At 71.5% G+C, this 15,313-nt stretch carries 12 protein-coding genes; 5 read left to right on the top strand and 7 right to left on the bottom strand.

What is annotated here, in order from left to right; genetic code table 11:
• Nucleotides 1–167: 167 nt before the first annotated feature.
• Nucleotides 168–1,418 carry an MFS transporter gene (locus tag QWJ39_RS09380; protein ID WP_290257527.1) on the top strand — a complete coding sequence of 417 codons (1,251 nt, stop codon included), beginning with the start codon at nucleotides 168–170 and terminating at the stop codon, nucleotides 1,416–1,418.
• 26 nt (nucleotides 1,419–1,444) lie between these two features.
• Here QWJ39_RS09380 and ftsY read toward each other — a convergent pair whose 3' ends face one another.
• Nucleotides 1,445–2,641: a signal recognition particle-docking protein FtsY gene (gene ftsY / locus QWJ39_RS09375; protein WP_290257525.1), complete on the bottom strand. Its 1,197-nt coding sequence runs from the start codon at nucleotides 2,639–2,641 to the stop codon at nucleotides 1,445–1,447.
• Between the two features lie 57 nt (nucleotides 2,642–2,698).
• Nucleotides 2,699–6,307: a chromosome segregation protein SMC gene (gene smc, locus QWJ39_RS09370; protein ID WP_290257523.1), complete on the bottom strand. Its 3,609-nt coding sequence runs from the start codon at nucleotides 6,305–6,307 to the stop codon at nucleotides 2,699–2,701.
• A 263-nt stretch (nucleotides 6,308–6,570) separates the two neighbouring features.
• On the opposite strand from smc, the gene QWJ39_RS09365 reads away from it, so the two are divergent.
• From QWJ39_RS09365 to QWJ39_RS09355, 3 genes are read left to right on the top strand one after another with little or no spacing between them, the layout of a single operon-like run.
• Entirely contained in the window at nucleotides 6,571–7,593 is a 1,023-nt protein-coding gene (locus tag QWJ39_RS09365) for a 3-oxoacyl-ACP synthase III (RefSeq protein WP_290257521.1), read from the top strand.
• A complete protein-coding gene (locus tag QWJ39_RS09360; RefSeq protein ID WP_290257520.1) occupies nucleotides 7,587–10,271 on the top strand; it encodes an alpha/beta fold hydrolase in 2,685 nt (894 codons plus the stop codon). The genes QWJ39_RS09365 and QWJ39_RS09360 overlap by 7 nt, the downstream gene beginning before the upstream one ends.
• On the top strand, nucleotides 10,268–11,296 hold the full coding sequence (locus QWJ39_RS09355) for an NAD-dependent epimerase/dehydratase family protein (RefSeq protein WP_290257519.1): 1,029 nt from the start codon (nucleotides 10,268–10,270) through the stop codon (nucleotides 11,294–11,296). The genes QWJ39_RS09360 and QWJ39_RS09355 overlap by 4 nt, the downstream gene beginning before the upstream one ends.
• Here the strand turns inward: QWJ39_RS09355 and mutM are convergent.
• From mutM to coaD, 5 genes are all read right to left on the bottom strand, one after another.
• Nucleotides 11,232–12,221 carry a bifunctional DNA-formamidopyrimidine glycosylase/DNA-(apurinic or apyrimidinic site) lyase gene (gene mutM, locus QWJ39_RS09350; RefSeq protein ID WP_290257518.1) on the bottom strand — a complete coding sequence of 330 codons (990 nt, stop codon included), beginning with the start codon at nucleotides 12,219–12,221 and terminating at the stop codon, nucleotides 11,232–11,234. The genes QWJ39_RS09355 and mutM overlap by 65 nt on opposite strands.
• A gap of 8 nt (nucleotides 12,222–12,229) precedes the next feature.
• Nucleotides 12,230–12,979, bottom strand: a complete 750-nt coding sequence (gene rnc, locus QWJ39_RS09345) for a ribonuclease III (RefSeq protein ID WP_290257517.1) — start codon at nucleotides 12,977–12,979, stop codon at nucleotides 12,230–12,232.
• A gap of 21 nt (nucleotides 12,980–13,000) precedes the next feature.
• Nucleotides 13,001–13,204 (bottom strand): 50S ribosomal protein L32, encoded by a 204-nt coding sequence (gene rpmF, locus QWJ39_RS09340; RefSeq protein ID WP_056738282.1) that lies wholly within the window; start codon nucleotides 13,202–13,204, stop codon nucleotides 13,001–13,003.
• Between the two features lie 36 nt (nucleotides 13,205–13,240).
• Nucleotides 13,241–13,765 (bottom strand): DUF177 domain-containing protein, encoded by a 525-nt coding sequence (locus QWJ39_RS09335; protein WP_290257876.1) that lies wholly within the window; start codon nucleotides 13,763–13,765, stop codon nucleotides 13,241–13,243.
• Between the two features lie 83 nt (nucleotides 13,766–13,848).
• On the bottom strand, nucleotides 13,849–14,328 hold the full coding sequence (coaD, locus tag QWJ39_RS09330) for a pantetheine-phosphate adenylyltransferase (protein WP_290257515.1): 480 nt from the start codon (nucleotides 14,326–14,328) through the stop codon (nucleotides 13,849–13,851).
• Between the two features lie 48 nt (nucleotides 14,329–14,376).
• On the opposite strand from coaD, the gene QWJ39_RS09325 reads away from it, so the two are divergent.
• Nucleotides 14,377–15,297, top strand: a complete 921-nt coding sequence (locus tag QWJ39_RS09325) for an SDR family NAD(P)-dependent oxidoreductase (protein WP_290257513.1) — start codon at nucleotides 14,377–14,379, stop codon at nucleotides 15,295–15,297.
• The last annotated feature ends 16 nt before the right edge of the window (nucleotides 15,298–15,313 follow it).

Genomic DNA, 15,313 nt, shown 5'->3' with positions numbered 1-15,313 from the left:
TTCTACAAAGAGTCTGCTGGCGTAGTGTTTCACCGGCTCGGGATTTAGATTGCCGGGCTGTTACAAGAACCTCCCGGAAGTAAATGGTGCGTCTCGCGCTTGTTACGGTTGTGTTTCACGCGGACCCATCCCCCCACCGGCCTCATCCAGGCATCGAAAGCAGCACCATGAGCAAAACAGCCCGTCCCGCCAGGGATTCCAGCCTTCTCTCCGCCCTGCGCCCCTCCCGCGGACTGCGGCTCCCCCGCGACATCAAGGTGATGCTGGCCGCGGCCTTCCTGATCGCGCTGGGCTTCGGGCTGGTGGCGCCGGTGCTCCCCCAGTTCGCGACGACGTTCGACGTCGGGGCGACGGCGGCAGCGGTGATCGTGAGCATCTTTGCCTTCATGCGGCTGGTGTTCGCCCCGGCCGGCGGCGCGCTGATCGTGCGGCTGGGCGAGCGGCCGGTGTACGTCGCCGGGCTGCTGATCGTGGCGGCGTCGACGGCGGCGTGTGCCTTCGCCCAGGATTACTGGCAGCTGCTGGTGTTCCGCGGCCTCGGCGGCGCCGGCTCGGTGATGTTCACGGTGGCGTCCATGGCCCTGGTGGTCCGGCTGGCCCCGCCCGAGAGCCGCGGCCGGGTTTCCGGCGCGTACGCCTCGGCCTTCCTGATCGGCAACGTCTGCGGCCCGATCGTCGGCGGCCTGCTGGCGGGATTCGGCCTGCGGGTGCCGTTCCTGGCCTACGCCGCCGCGCTGGTGCTGGCTGCCGCCGTCGTCCAGACCCAGCTCACGCACGTCCCCTCCGGGTCCCGGGAGGTCGGCACGGCCGCCCCGGCCATGCTGCTGCGCGACGCGGTGAGGGACAGCGCCTACCGGGCCGGGCTGGCCTCCAGCTTCGCGAACGGCTGGGCAACGTTCGGGGTGCGGATGGCGACGGTGCCGCTGTTCGCCGTCGCGGCCCTCGGTGCCGGGGCGTCCTCCGCGGGCTGGGCGCTGGCGGTGTTCGCCGCGGGTAACGCCGTGGCGCTGACCTTCTCGGGACGGCTCGCGGATTCCGCCGGCCGGAAGCCGATGATGCTGGCGGGCCTGGTGGTCACCGGCCTGGCCACCGCCTCGATCGGCCTGACGCACGATCTGCCGCTGTTCCTCCTGGCCTCCACGGTCGCCGGCATCGGCTCCGGCCTGCTGGGCCCGGCGCAGCAGGCGGCGATCGCGGACGTGATTGGCAACGAACGCTCCGGCGGCAAGGTGCTGGCGGTGTTCCAGATGACGCAGGACAGCGGCGCGATCGTGGGGCCGGTGATCGCCGGCCTGCTGGCGGACCGGCTGGGTTACGGCTGGGCCTTCGGCGTCACCGGCGGGGTGCTGCTGGCCGCGGCCGCCGGATGGCTGCTGGCGCGGGAGACGTTCCGGCCGGCAGCCCCGGCGGCCGCTTAGGGCGACCGGTCCAGCTCAGGATCGCGCTAGTTCAGGATCGCGTCCACGAAGCTGTCGGCGTCGAACGGGGCCAGGTCGTCCGCGCCTTCGCCCAGGCCCACGAGCTTGACCGGGACGCCCAGGGTCTTCTGGATCGCGACGACGATGCCGCCCTTGGCGGTGCCGTCCAGCTTGGTGAGCACGATGCCGGTGATGTTGACGACCTCGGCGAAGACCCGGGCCTGGTTCAGTCCGTTCTGGCCGGTGGTGGCGTCCAGGACCAGCAGCACCTCGTCGACCTCGGCGAGCTTCTCAATGACGCGTTTGACCTTGCCGAGTTCGTCCATCAGGCCGACCTTGTTCTGCAGGCGGCCTGCGGTGTCGATCATGACGACATCGACTTCCTGGTCGATGCCGGCCTTGACGGCCTCGTAGGCGACGGAGGCGGGGTCCGCGCCGTCGATGTCGGACTTGACCGTGGGGACGCCGACCCGCTGGCCCCACGTGGCCAGCTGTTCGGCGGCGGCAGCGCGGAAGGTGTCCGCCGCGCCGAGCAGGACGTCCTTGTCTTCGGCGACCAGGACGCGGGCCAGCTTGCCGACGGTGGTGGTCTTGCCGACGCCGTTGACGCCGACGACCATCATCACGGCCGGCTTGTCCGCGTGGCGCTGGACGTTCAGGCTGCGGTCCATGCTCGGGTCGATGAGCTTGAGCAGTTCCTCGCGCAGCAGCGCCTTGACCTCTTCCGGGGAACGGGTGCCCAGGACCTTGACGCGGGCGCGGAGGGCGTCCACCAACTGCATGGTCGGCTCGGTGCCCAGGTCCGCGAGCAGCAGGGTCTCCTCGACCTCGTCCCAGACGTTCTCGTCGATCTTGTCGGAGGACAGGAGGGCCAGCAAGCCCTTGCCGAGGACGTTGTTGGACTTGGCGAGGCGTTCGCGCAGCCGGGTCAGCCGGCCGGCGACCGGCAGCGGCGTCTCGACCGGGACGGTCTCCAGGCCGGCGGCGTCGTCCGGCACCTCCACGGTTCCGAGGTCCTCGAGGCCTTCGGTGTCCCGGGCGGGGGCGCCGGTCCGGTCCTCCAGCAGGGTCCCGCCGCCGGTGCCCTGGACGGGGTCGTTGGCGTCACGCTGCGTGGGGTAGTTGGTGATGTTCCTCCGGGTCCGCACGAGCACCGGAATGAGGGCACCGATGACCACCAGGGCAACGATAATGGGCAGGATGATAGGGAGGATGTCGTTCACTCCCCTAGCTTCTCATAACCGCTAAAGCCGCCGGTCAGCGGCCCAATCGACCCCGGCTCAGACCTCGGCGCCGAGCCGCTGGCTGATTACGGTGGAGACGCCGTCGCCGCGCATGGTGACGCCGTAGAGGGCGTCGGCGACCTCCATGGTGCGCTTCTGGTGGGTGATCACGATCAGCTGGCTCGATTCGCGGAGCTCCTCAAAGATCGTGATGAGCCGGCCCAGGTTGGTGTCGTCAAGGGCCGCCTCCACCTCGTCCATGACGTAGAACGGCGAGGGCCGGGCCTTGAAGATGGCCACGAGCAGCGCCACGGCCGTCAGGGACCGCTCGCCGCCGGAGAGCAGCGAGAGGCGCTTAATCTTCTTCCCCGCGGGGCGGGCCTCCACCTCGATGCCGGTGGTCAGCATGTCGCCGGGGTCGGTCAGCACCAGCCGTCCCTCACCGCCCGGGAAGAGCCGGGCGAAGACCCGGACGAACTGCCGGGCGGTGTCCTCGAAGGCCTCAGCGAAGACCTTCTGGACCCGGTCGTCGACGTCCTTGATGATGTCCAGCAGGTCCTTGCGGCTGGCCTTGAGATCCTCAAGCTGGGTGCTGAGGAACTGGTGGCGTTCCTCCAGCGCGGCGAATTCCTCCAGGGCCAGCGGGTTCACCCGCCCCAGGGCGGCGAGGTCCCGCTCGGCCTTCCGCAGCCGTTTCTCCTGCTCCTCCCGCACGAAGGGCTTGCCCTCAAGGATGGCGCGGCCGTCCTCGTCCACGGGCGCACGCAGGGCCGCCCACTTGTCCCCGGTCTCCTCCGCCGGCACCGGCACCGGCTGCTCCGGGCCGAAGCTCCCGACCAGCTGGTCCGGGCTGAGCCCGAGTTCCTCGACACTGCGCAGCTCGAGTGCCTCGATCTTGAGTCGCTGCTGGGCCCGCGCCAGCTCGTCCCGGTGTACGGAGTCGGTCAGTTCCGCCAGTTCGCGGGCCAGGGCGTCGTTGCCGGTCCGAACCTCCGCCAGTTCCTGGTCCAGCCGGGTACGGCGCTCCTCGGCAAGGTCCCGGTCCACGCGGGCCAGCTCGACCGACACGTCCAGGAAGCGGGCCACGTGGGCGACGGCTGCCGAGACGGCGGCGGCGCGGCGGGCCTGCAGGGCGCGGCGGCGGGCGCGTTCGGCTGCCTCGGCGCGGGCCTGCCGCTCCGTGGCGGCGGCCCGTTCCAGCGAGGAGGCACGGTTGCTGATGGCAGTGAGCTGTTCCTCGGCGCTGCGAAGGCCCAGCCGGGCCTCCATCTCGGCCGCGCGGGCCGCGGCCGCGGCCTGGGCGAGGGCGTCCCGTTGGTCCTGGGAAGGTTCCTCCTCCGCGGGGGCCTCCTGCGCGGCGGCCAGCCGGGCGGCCACCGTTTCCAGGGCACCCTGCTCGACCGCGACGGCGGCCTCGGCGCGGGCCAGGGAGGCGGCCAGGCGTTCGCTCTCCCCCACGGCGCTGCGGAGCACGGAATTCAGGTGCCCCAGGCGTTCGGCCACGGCGGCGAGCCGGGCATCGGACTCGTGGAGTTTGTCCAGGGCCGCGTCCGCGCGCTCCTGCGCCTCCGCCCGCCGGGGCTCCGCGGCCGCCAAGGCGAAGCGGGTGCGTTCCAGCTCCGCGGTCACGGCGGCCAGCCGGGCGGCGGCGTCGTCGACGGCGGCCTGTACCTCCAGCAGCGACGGGGCCGAAGCCGAGCCGCCGCGGACGGCAAGCGCGGTGAAGACATCCCCCGCCCGGGTGACGGCGGTCAGCTCCGGGTGGTCGGCCAGCAGGGACGCGGCGGCGTCGTCGTCCTCGACGACCGCGGTGCCGGCCAGCAGCCGGTCCAGCAGCCCACGCACGGGCACGGCGTCCGCCGCGTCGGCCGCCGGAGCAACCAGTCCGGCCGCCGGGCGTGCCCCGGCCGGCAGCGCCGCTGTCCAGGGCACGTCGTCCCGGCTCCCGGCACCGGCCGCGGCGAGCAGCAGCGACGCACGGCCGGCGTCCTCTTCCCGGAGCAGGCAGAGCGCGGCGGTGGCCGCGGCCCGGTCGGCCACCACGACAGCGTCGGAGCAGTGGCCCAGCGCCGCCGCGATGGGGGCCTCGTAGCCGGCTTCGACGGCCAGCATCGACGCGAGCGGGCCGAGAATCCCGGCGAGGCCGGAGGAGGCGACGTGGCCGGAGCCATCCTTGCGGTTCAGGCCGAGCTGCAGGGCCTCGTGCCGGGCCGCGAGTGCACCGCGTTCCCTGTCGGCATCGCGTTCGGCGGCCTTCAGCGCGTCGATCTCGGCGGTGACGGCGTCGAGTGCCTCGCTGGCAGCCTCGTACTCGGCGTCGAGGCTCTCTTCCCCGTCTTCGACTCCCGCCACCTGGGACTCCAGGGCGGTGAATTCAGTCTGGGCCTGGCGCCGACGTTCCTCGCCGGCGGTCAGTGATTCGCGCAGCCTGCCCACCTCGGCCTGCGCGGATTCGACCCGGGAACGGGCCGCGCCGACCTGCCCGGCCAGCCGGGCCAGGCCCTCGCGCCGGTCCGCGGCGGCCCGCAACAGGGCGTCGAGGCGTTTGGATTCGGCGGCGGACGCGGCCTCGGCCTCCTGCTTGGCGGCGGTGGCGTCCGCGAGCGCGTCCCGCCGCAGCCGGATCTGCTCTTCCAGCCCGGCCTGCTCGGTCCGGACACGGGCGGCCTGCTGGTCCAGGTGGTCGGGGTCCCGGCCCGTCGCGGGTCCCGGGTCCGCGGCGCCGAGCAGGCGCCGGCGTTCCTCGGCCAGCGATCCGAGGGAGCGGAGCCGTTCCCGCCCGGAGGAGAGCCGATACCAGTTGTCACGGGCGGCGTTGAGGGCAGGCGTAGCCTCGGCGGCCTGCTGCTCCAGTTCCGCCTGGCGGCGCCGGCCCAGGTCCAGGTCCCGTTCGACGACGGAGCGCCGGGCCTTGAGCGCCGATTCGTCCGCGACGTCCCGGGCAAGCGTGGACTGCAGCTGGACCAGGTCGTCGGCGAGGAGCCGCGACCGCGCGTCGCGGACCTCGAACTGGACGGTCTGCGCGCGGCGTGCGACGGCGGCCTGCTTGCCCAGCGGCGTCAACTGCCGCCGAATCTCGGCCGTCAGGTCCCCGAGCCGGGCCAGGTTGGCCTGCATGGCCTCCAGCTTCCGGACCGTCTTTTCCTTCCGGCGCCGGTGCTTGAGGATGCCGGCGGCCTCCTCAATGAAACCGCGCCGGTCCTCGGGGGTGGCGTGCAGGACCTTGTCCAGCTGGCCCTGTCCGACGATCACGTGCATTTCCCGGCCGAGGCCGGAGTCGGAGAGCAGTTCCTGGATGTCCAGCAGCCGGCAGGGGGCACCGTTGATGGCGTACTCGGACCCGCCGGTGCGGAACAGCGTGCGCGCGATGGTGACTTCGCTGTACTCGATCGGGAGGGCGCCGTCGCTGTTGTCGATGGTCAGGGACACGTGCGCCCGGCCCAGCGGGGGCCGGCCGGAGGTGCCGGCGAAGATGACGTCCTCCATCTTGCCGCCGCGCAGGGTCTTGGCGCCCTGTTCGCCCATCACCCAGGACAGGGCGTCCACCACGTTGGACTTGCCGGAACCGTTGGGACCCACCACGGCGGTGACGCCGGGTTCGAACTCAAAGGTCGTCGCGGACGCGAATGACTTGAATCCGCGGACGGTCAGGCTTTTGAGGTGCACGGTGGTTCCGGTCTCCTGCTGTGGGTGAGGTAAATGAAGCGGTGGCAGCCGCTACCGGCTACATACAATCTACTGCGGGGCACCGTCAGAATCCGCGCCATCGCGGTTCCGGCGGCGCGCTGGGCCCCTCCGTCCCCGCCGTCGATGCCGTGGACTGCATATGCAGGAATGGATGTGCAGCGGGCATAGTTAAGCACTTGGGCTTGTGCTTGACGGCGCAGTGAGCCGCAGGAGCGCAGGACAGATACGAACAGAGGCTTGATTTGATAGGCAATGCCACCTTCCGGCACACCAACACCGCGTTGCTTTCGGTGAGCAGCGTCGAGGCGCCCACGATCGTGAGTTCCCGCGACTTCGACCAGGCCCTGGCCGGGACGCTGCGCCGGTTGAAGTTCCCGCCGCGCCTGCTGGAGCGGGTCGCCGGGATCACGCACCGGCGCTGGTGGGCCCCGGGGACGGCGTTCGACGACGCCGCCGTGGAAGCCGGCGCCAAGGCCCTCGCCGAGTCCGGAATCGCGGCCTCCGACGTCGGGCTCCTGATCAACACCTCGGTCACCCGCCGGAACCTCGAACCGTCTGTCGCGGTCAAGATCCACCACGGGCTGGGACTGCCCTCCTCCGCCATGAACTTCGACTTGGCCAACGCCTGCCTGGGCTTCGTCAACGGCATGACCCTGGCCGCCACCATGATCGACTCCGGCCAGATCAAGTACGCCGTGATCGTCAACGGCGAAGACGCCCAGGCCACGCAGGAGGCCACCCTGGCCCGGCTGCAGCGTCCCGAGACCACCCGCGAGGACTTCAACCGCGAGTTCGCCACCCTCACCCTCGGCTCCGGCGCCGCGGCCGCCGTCCTGGGTCCCGCGGACCAGCACCCGGGCGCGCACCGGGTCGTGGGCGGCGTGGTCCGCGCCGGCACCGAACACCACGAACTCTGCGTCGGCGGCATCGACGGCATGGCCACGGACACCAAGGGACTGCTCGACGGCGGCCTGCAGCTGGTGGTGGACGCCTGGCGCGAAGCCCAACCGGAGTGGGACTGGGCCTCGATGGACCGGTACGTCACCCACCAGGTCAGCAACGCCTACACCCAGGCCATCATCGACGCGATCGACCTGGACCCGGACAAGGTGCCCATCACCTTCCCGCACTGGGGCAACGTGGGCCCTGCGTCCCTGCCGATGACCCTGGCCGCCGAGGCGCAGACCCTCACGAGCGGTGACCGCGTGCTGTGCATGGGCGTCGGTTCCGGCCTGAACACCGCGATGGTGGAAATCGCTTGGTAGCCGCCACCTGGCCCGGCGTCGATCCCGCCTGGTCCCGCGAGGTCGACGTGCCCTCCACCTCCGGCCTGGACGTGTCCGGCCCGGACAGAGCCGGCACAAGGCGCCGCTGGCACATCCTGGACAACGCGGCCCAGCTGGCTGAGCGCGGCCTCACCCCCGCCGGCACCCTGCTCTGCGTCCACGGCAACCCCACCTGGTCCTACCTCTGGCGGACCCTGCTGGCCGCCGGAACCGACCCCGCCCACCCCTGGCGGGTGGTGGCCGTGGACCAGCTGGACATGGGCTTCTCCGAACGGACCGGCACCTTCCGCCGGCTGCAGGACCGGATCGATGACCTCGGCAACCTCACCGACGAACTCGGCCTGACGGGGCCGGTCGTCACGGTCGGCCACGACTGGGGCGGAGTCATCAGCCTCGGCTGGGCACTGGCCCACCAGGACCGGCTCGCCGGCGTCGTCCTCACCAACACGGCCGTCCACCAGCCCGCCGGGGTGCCCATCCCCGCGGCGCTGCGGCTCGCGCTGCATCCGGCCGTGCACCGCTGGGGCACGACGACGTCGGACGCCTTCCTGCGCGTGACCCACGCCCTGGCGCACCCGGCGCTGGACCCCGCGGTGCGCGCGGCGTTCATGGCCCCGTACCGCAACGCCCGCCGCCGCGCCGGGGTGGGCAACTTCGTGGCCGATATCCCGGCCGACGCCTCCCACCCCAGCTACCCGGCCCTGACCGCCGTCGCCGAGGGGGTGCGCGGACTCAGTGTCCCGGCGCTGATGCTGTGGGGACCCCGGGACCCGATCTTCTCCGACCGGTACCTCAAGGACCTGGTCGGCCGGCTGCCCCACGCCCAGGTGCACCGCTTCGAGGGTGCCGGCCACCTGGTGGCCGAGGACCGCAACATCGCGGACCCCATCTTCACCTGGCTCGCCGAACGCGTTTCCGACGCAATCGCGGCAGAAACCGCCTCACCGGCCGCCGCAGAGGCCGCCGCAGAGGCCACCGGGACCGGGCCGCTCTGGGCGCCGCTGACCGTCCTTGCCTCGGGCCCCGACGCTGACCAGACGGCCGTGGCCGAGATGGCGCCCCACGGGGGCGTGTCCCGCTCACTCAGCTGGCGCGAACTGGACCGGCGGGTCACCGACCTGGCCCGAGGCCTCAGCGGCGCCGGCGTCGCCGCCGGGACCCGGGTCAGCCTGATGGTTCCGCCCGGCGTCGACCTCACCGTCGTCCTCTACGCCTGCCTCCGCGTGGGCGCGGTCGTGGTCGTCGCCGACGCCGGGCTCGGGCTCCGCGGCCTGAGCCGCGCCGTGCGGGGAGCCACCCCGGATGTGCTGATCGGCATCGACAAGGCCCTCGCCGCGGCCGCCGCCCTCGGCTGGGAGGCCCGGCGCTTCAGCGTTCGCGAGCTCCCGGCGGCCCGCCGCCGGATCCTCGGCGTCGAAACCTCCCTCGAACGCCTCGGTGACACCGGCGCGGCGGCCGACGCCGACCTGCCGCCCGTCCCGGCGGCCGACTCCCCTGCGGCCGTGCTGTTCACCTCCGGCTCCACCGGCCCGGCCAAGGGCGTCCAGTACACGCACCGGCAACTCGCCGCCATGCGGGACACCCTCGCCGCCACCCTGGACCTCCGCCCCGGCACACGCCTGGTGGCCGGCTTCGCGCCGTTCGCCCTGCTGGGCCCCGCCCTCGGCGCCGTGTCCGTCACCCCGGACATGGACGTGACCCGGCCACGCACCCTGACGGCCCGGGCCCTGGCCGCCGCGGCCGCCGCGATCGGCGCCACGGTGGTCTTCGCCTCGCCCGCCGCGCTGCGCAACGTCCTGGCCACCCGGGACACCCTCACCCCGGAGGGCCGGCAGGCCCTCGACGCCGTGGAGCTGCTGCTCTCCGCCGGGGCCCCGGTACCGCGAAGCCTGCTCGAGGACCTTCAGGACCTGGTCCCCGCAGCCGAGCTCCACACCCCCTACGGGATGACCGAGGCCCTTCCCGTGACAGACATCAACCTGGCGCAGATCCGGGAGGCCGCGGCCGACGCCGCCGCCGGGACGGTGCCCGGCGCCGGAAACGGCATCTGCGTGGGCCGGGCGGTGCACGGGGCCGAACTGGCGGTGGCCCCGCTCGTCGCGGACGGCACCGCGCCGGGCAACCGGCCGGTCACGGACGCGGGAGTGACCGGGGAAATCCTGGTCCGCGCCGCGCACGTCAAGGACTCCTACGACCGGCTGTGGCTGACCCAGCGCGAGAGCGCCCGGACGGCGGGCTGGCACCGCACCGGCGACGTCGGGCACCTCGACGCCGCCGGACGGCTCTGGGTGGAGGGCCGGATGGCGCACGTGGTCACCGCCCCGGGCGGCGTCGTCACGCCCGTCGGAGCCGAACAGGCCATCGAGGCATTGTCCGGGGTCGGACTCGCCGCCGTCGTCGGCGTCGGGCCGGCCGGCACCCAGGCGGTCGCCGCAGTCGTCGAGACCGTTCCGGCCGTCCGCAAGGCGGAACCGGCCGAGCCCGGGCTCGCCGGCCGGGTCCGCGCCGCCGCCCGGCAGGCCGGCGTCGAGGTCTCCGCCGTCCTGACCGTCCCGGCCCAGCCCACCGACATCCGCCACAACGCCAAGATCGACCGGACACGGCTAGCCCGCTGGGCCGGCTCCGTGCTGGCCGGCGGCCGGCCCGGCACGCCGTGAGGGTACTGGTCACCGGCGCCAGCGGGCTGCTCGGCGGCGCCGTTGCCCGGCTGCTGGTGGAGCAGGGCCACGAGGTCACCACCTTCCAGCGCCGGCCCTCCGGGGTTCCGGGAGCCGCGGACCTGCACGGTTCCGTCACGGACGACGCCGCCGTGCGCAGTGCCGTCGCAGGCATGGACGGCGTCATCCACCTCGCCGCGAAGGTCTCCTTCACCGGCCGTCCCGAGGACTTCGACGAGGTCAACATCGCCGGCACCGCCCGGCTGCTGGCCGCCGCTCGTGACGCCGGCGTGCGGGACCTGGTGTTCGTCTCCTCCCCGTCGGTAGCCAATTCCGGGCAGGCGATCGCGGGGCTCGACGCCGAACCGGCGGACCCGGCCCGGGCGCACGGGGACTACTCCCGCACGAAGGCAGCCGCCGAACTGCTGGCCCTCGCCGCGGACGCACCCGGTTTCCGGGTCACCGCCGTGCGGCCGCACATCGTCTGGGGACCCGGCGACACCCAGTTGGTGGAGCGGGTCCTGGAACGCGCTGCACAGGGCAGGCTGCCGCTGCTGGATGCCGGCGGCGCCCTGATCGACACGACGTACATCGACAACGCGGCGGCCGCCATTGTGGCAGCGCTGCACCGCATGGACCGGGTCCACGGGCTGGCGCTGGTGGTCAGCAACGGCGAGCCGCGGCCAGTGGGTGAGCTGCTGGCCGGAATCTGTGCCGCGGGCGGCGTGCCAGCGCCGGCGTGGTCCGTGCCGGGACGTGTAGCCCGGGCCGTGGGGTCGCTGGTGGAGAAGGCCTGGCTCCGGTCCGGCCGGGTGGAGGAGCCGCCGATGACCCGGTTCCTGGCCGAGCAGCTGTCCACGGCGCACTGGTTCGACCAGCGCCGGACCCGCGAGCTCCTGGACTGGACCCCCGCGGTCAGCCTGGACGAGGGGCTGGCCCGGCTGGCGGCGCACTACGGTGCTACCAGCGGCCGTTCCGCGGACGCGGCTGGCACACCGGACAGGTGTGCGCCGAGCGGTTCATAAACTGCTCGCGCTTGATCAGGCTGACGATCCCGTTCGCGGCGCAGCGCCGGCACTCCTGGCCCTCCCGGCCGTAGGCGTTCAGGGACCGTTCGAAGTAGCCGGAGGAACCGTTGACGTTCACATAGAGCGAATCGAAGCTGGTGCCTCCGGCGGCCAGGGCGTCGGTCATGACCTGCCGGGCCGCGTCGAGGACGCGTTCGGCGTCGGCGCGGCGCATCCGGTCCGTGGCGCGGGCGTAGTGCAGCTTGGCCAGCCACAGTGCCTCATCCGCGTAGATGTTCCCGATGCCGGAGACCAGGCCCTGGTCCAGCAGGGCGCGTTTCAGCCCGGTCCGGCGCGCCCGGAGGCGGCGGTAGAACAGGTCGAAGGAAAAATGCGGGTCCAGCGGATCGCGGGCGATGTGCGAGGCTTCCTCGGCGATCAGCGGCAGCGGAGTCTCGGCCAGGCCGCCCGGGCCGCCATCAGCGGTGGGTATCAGCGAGGTCAGGAACAGTCCGCCGAAGATTCGCTGGTCCACGAATCTGAGCTGCTCCGGCATACCCGCGGCCGGGCTGAGCCGCAGCCGGATCTTCAGGTGCTTCTCGTCCGGAACCTCGGCGTCCTGCATCAGGAGCTGCCCGGACATGCCCAGGTGCGCCATCAGGGCGACGTTCGCGGCGCCGCCGGAGGCATCGGCGCCACCGGCCGTTGAGGCGCCGCCGGACGCCTCAGCGGAGGCGTCCGCGAGCGGCAGCCAGAGGAATTTGCCGCGGCGGACCACGTCGAGGACGCGGGCGCCCTGCAGGTTGCCGATGAAGTCAGCGGGGCCGAGGGCGTGCCGGCGGACGGACCGCGGGTCCAGCACCTCGACGCCGGTGATGGTCCGGCCGCGGACCCAGCTCACCAGGCCGCGCCGGACCACCTCAACCTCGGGCAACTCGGGCAAGTGCGTTCCTAGCTCCCGGCCGGGGCGGCGGCGGAATCCCGGCGGCCCGCGCCCTCGGCGGCGTCGCCGTCGGACTCCGCGGGGGCGGACAGCCGGCGCCACGCGTCGGCGGCGGCTTCCTGTTCCGCTTCCTTCTTGGAGTTACCGGTGCCGGTGCCGTAGTCGGTGCCGCCGATGCGCAGCACGGCCTCGAAGGTCCGGGCGTGGTCCGGTCCGGACCCCTCCACCGCGTAGTTGATGGTGCCGAGCTGCCGGCTGGCGGCGAGCTCCTGGATGCTGGTCTTCCAGTCGGTGCCCGCGCCCAGGGCGGCGGCGTCCTTCAGCAGCGGACCCACCAGGCGCATGACCAGCTGCCGGGCCGTCTCCAGGTCGTTGGAGAGGTAGGTGGCGCCGATCAGGGCCTCCATGGTGTCCGCGAGGATGGAGGCCTTGTTCTTGCCCTGGGTGAGCTTCTCGCCCTGGCCCAGGTAGATGTAGTCACCCAGGCTGATGCTGCGGCCGATGCCGGCCAGCGCCCGGGTGCTGACGACGGCGGAGCGGCGCTTGGCCAGTTCACCCTCGGGAAGGTCCGGGTTGTCACGGTAGAGCGCGTCCGTGACCGAGAACCCCAGGATCGAGTCGCCCAGGAATTCGAGCCGCTCGTTGGTGGGGATGCCGCCGTTTTCGTAGGCGTAGGAACGATGGGTCAGAGCAAGACGAAGCGTCCCGGCGTCAATAGAGACACCGAGACGCTTCAGAAGCTCTTCAGTTGAAGACATCTTAGTCAGCCTGTTGGCGGATTAGACGTCTGCGACCTTGCGGCCCTTGTACTCAAGGAACAGCGCGGTGCCAGCCGAGTCGGTAACGACCTTTGCCTGGTGAGGCAGGCTGTAAACAACCTGGCCGTTTTCCACGGTCTTCACCAGGTGGGGGGCGGTTGCCTTCCACTGGGAGCGGCGGGCGCGGGTATTCGAGCGAGACATTTTCCGCTTGGGAACAGCCACGGCTAACTCATTTCTCTCTAGTCCAACACTTACAAATCAGTTTTGCCGGTCAGGCTTAGCCAGGTCGGCTAGGGCAGCCCAGCGAGGATCCAGGACCTCGTGGTGGTGCCCCGGCTCGTCTTCCAGGCGAACTCCGCATTCGGAGCAGAGGCCCTGGCAGTCTTCCCGGCACACCGGCTGGAACGGCAGCATGGTGACAACTGCGTCCCGCAACACCGGTTCAAGATCGATTAGATCGTGCTCGACTCGACGTTGCTCTTCTTCGTCTTCTCCGTCCGAGAACTCAGCATCCTCGTAGAAGAAAAGTTCTTGCACATTGACCTCTTGGTCATACGCAAGGGGATCCAGGCATCGACCGCATTCGCCGGTTACTTCGACGAACGCGGTGCCCGATACCAGAATTCCTTCGTGTACGGCCTCCAGGCGCAGATCCAGCTCGACATCCGAGCCTTCCTGCACACCAATGAGCGCCACGCCGAGATCACCCGGCGCGGGTACATGTTCTTTCAGTGTCCGCATGCTTCCCGGACTGCGTCCGAGGTCCTTGACGTCGAACGCCAGGGGCGAACTTGCATCTCGCTTAATGAGAACTCCTGTAGAACATATGACCGACGTACTATCTTAGCCTGATTCTTCGAGCGGACTCAAACCGCCCCGCCGGACCCCAAGCGCCGCAGAACCGACTTCGGCACGAACTCCGAGACGTCGCCGCCAAGGGTGTGGACTTCCTTGATCAGGGTGGAGGACAGGTGCAGGTAGTGCCCCTCGGCGGGAAGGAAGACCGTCTCGACGCCGGTGAGCTGGCGGTTCATGGTGGCCATGGGCAGCTCGTAGTCAAAGTCGGAGGAGGAGCGCAGCCCCTTGACGATCGCGGAGGCACCCCGCCGGCGGCAGTACTCGGCCAGCAGCCCCTCCCCCACGGGCTCGACCACGATTCCGCGCAGCGAGGCCAGCGTCTCCCGGGCCATGCCGATCCGTTCCTCGAGGGTGAAGCGGTACTTCTTGGCGTAGTTGGTGGAGACCGCGACGATGACCTCATCGAACAGGCTCGCGGCCCGTGCAATGACCTCCAGGTGGCCGTTGTGGATGGGGTCGAAGGAGCCTGGGCACACCGCGCGTCTCATCCTCCGAACCTACCGCATGGGGCTTGCGGGCCGGGATAGCATGGCGGCATGTCAGCATCGAAGAGTTCTTCTGCCGCGCCTGTGTCCGCGCCGTTCAGCGTTTCGGGAGGGACGGTCCTGGTGACCGGTGCCGCAATGGGCATGGGCCGGCTGTACGCCCTGCGCGCTGCCCGGGAGGGTGCCGCCGTCGTCGTCCTCTGGGACGTCGACGCCGCGGGCCTGGCCTCGACCGCAGCAGAGGTCACCGCTCTGGGTGCGCGCGCCGTCGTCCGCCAGGTGGACCTGGCCAGCCGGGAGGCAATCGCCGACGCCGCCGCCGAGGCTGCCGCGGAGGGCCCCCTGACCCTGCTGGTCAACAACGCCGGAATTGTCCGCGGCGCCCTGTTCTGGGAGCACGACCCGGCCCGTGACATCGCCCTGACCATGGACATCAACGCCCTCGCCCCGATGTACGTCGCCCACGCCTTCCTGCCGGCGATGATGTCCGACGCCGGCCGTCCGCGCCGCATCCTGAACATCGCCTCCGCGGCCGGCACCGTCTCCAACCCGCGGATGAGTGTCTACGCGGCCTCCAAGTGGGCGGTGATCGGCTGGAGCGACTCGCTGCGGCTCGAACTCGAGCAGCAGGGCTTCGACCACCTCAAGGTCACCACCTTCTGCCCCAGCTACATCTCCACCGGCATGTTCGCCGGCGCCCGCGGACCGCTGTTCACGCCCCTGATGACCCCCGAGGATGCCATCAACCGCGCCTGGAATGCCATGCAGGAGGGCCGGCCGCAGCTGATCGCCCCGGCGACGGCGCAGCTGGGCAAGGTGCTGCGCGGGCTGCTGCCGGTGCGCGCCTGGGACTTCGTGGGCGGCAGGATCTTCGGTATCTACACCACCATGGACAAGTTCACGGGCCGGACCGGCACCCCCTCCGGCACGGCGGCCAACCAGTCACCGGACACGACGGCGGGCACGCCGTGACGCGGGGCCCGAATTC

It is taken from the genome of Arthrobacter sp. YD4, assembly GCF_030410515.1.
Taxonomy (GTDB): Bacteria; Actinomycetota; Actinomycetes; order Actinomycetales; family Micrococcaceae; genus Arthrobacter.
The sequence above is the reverse complement of the archived record's forward strand: the minus strand, read 5'-3'. Positions and strand labels throughout refer to the sequence as shown.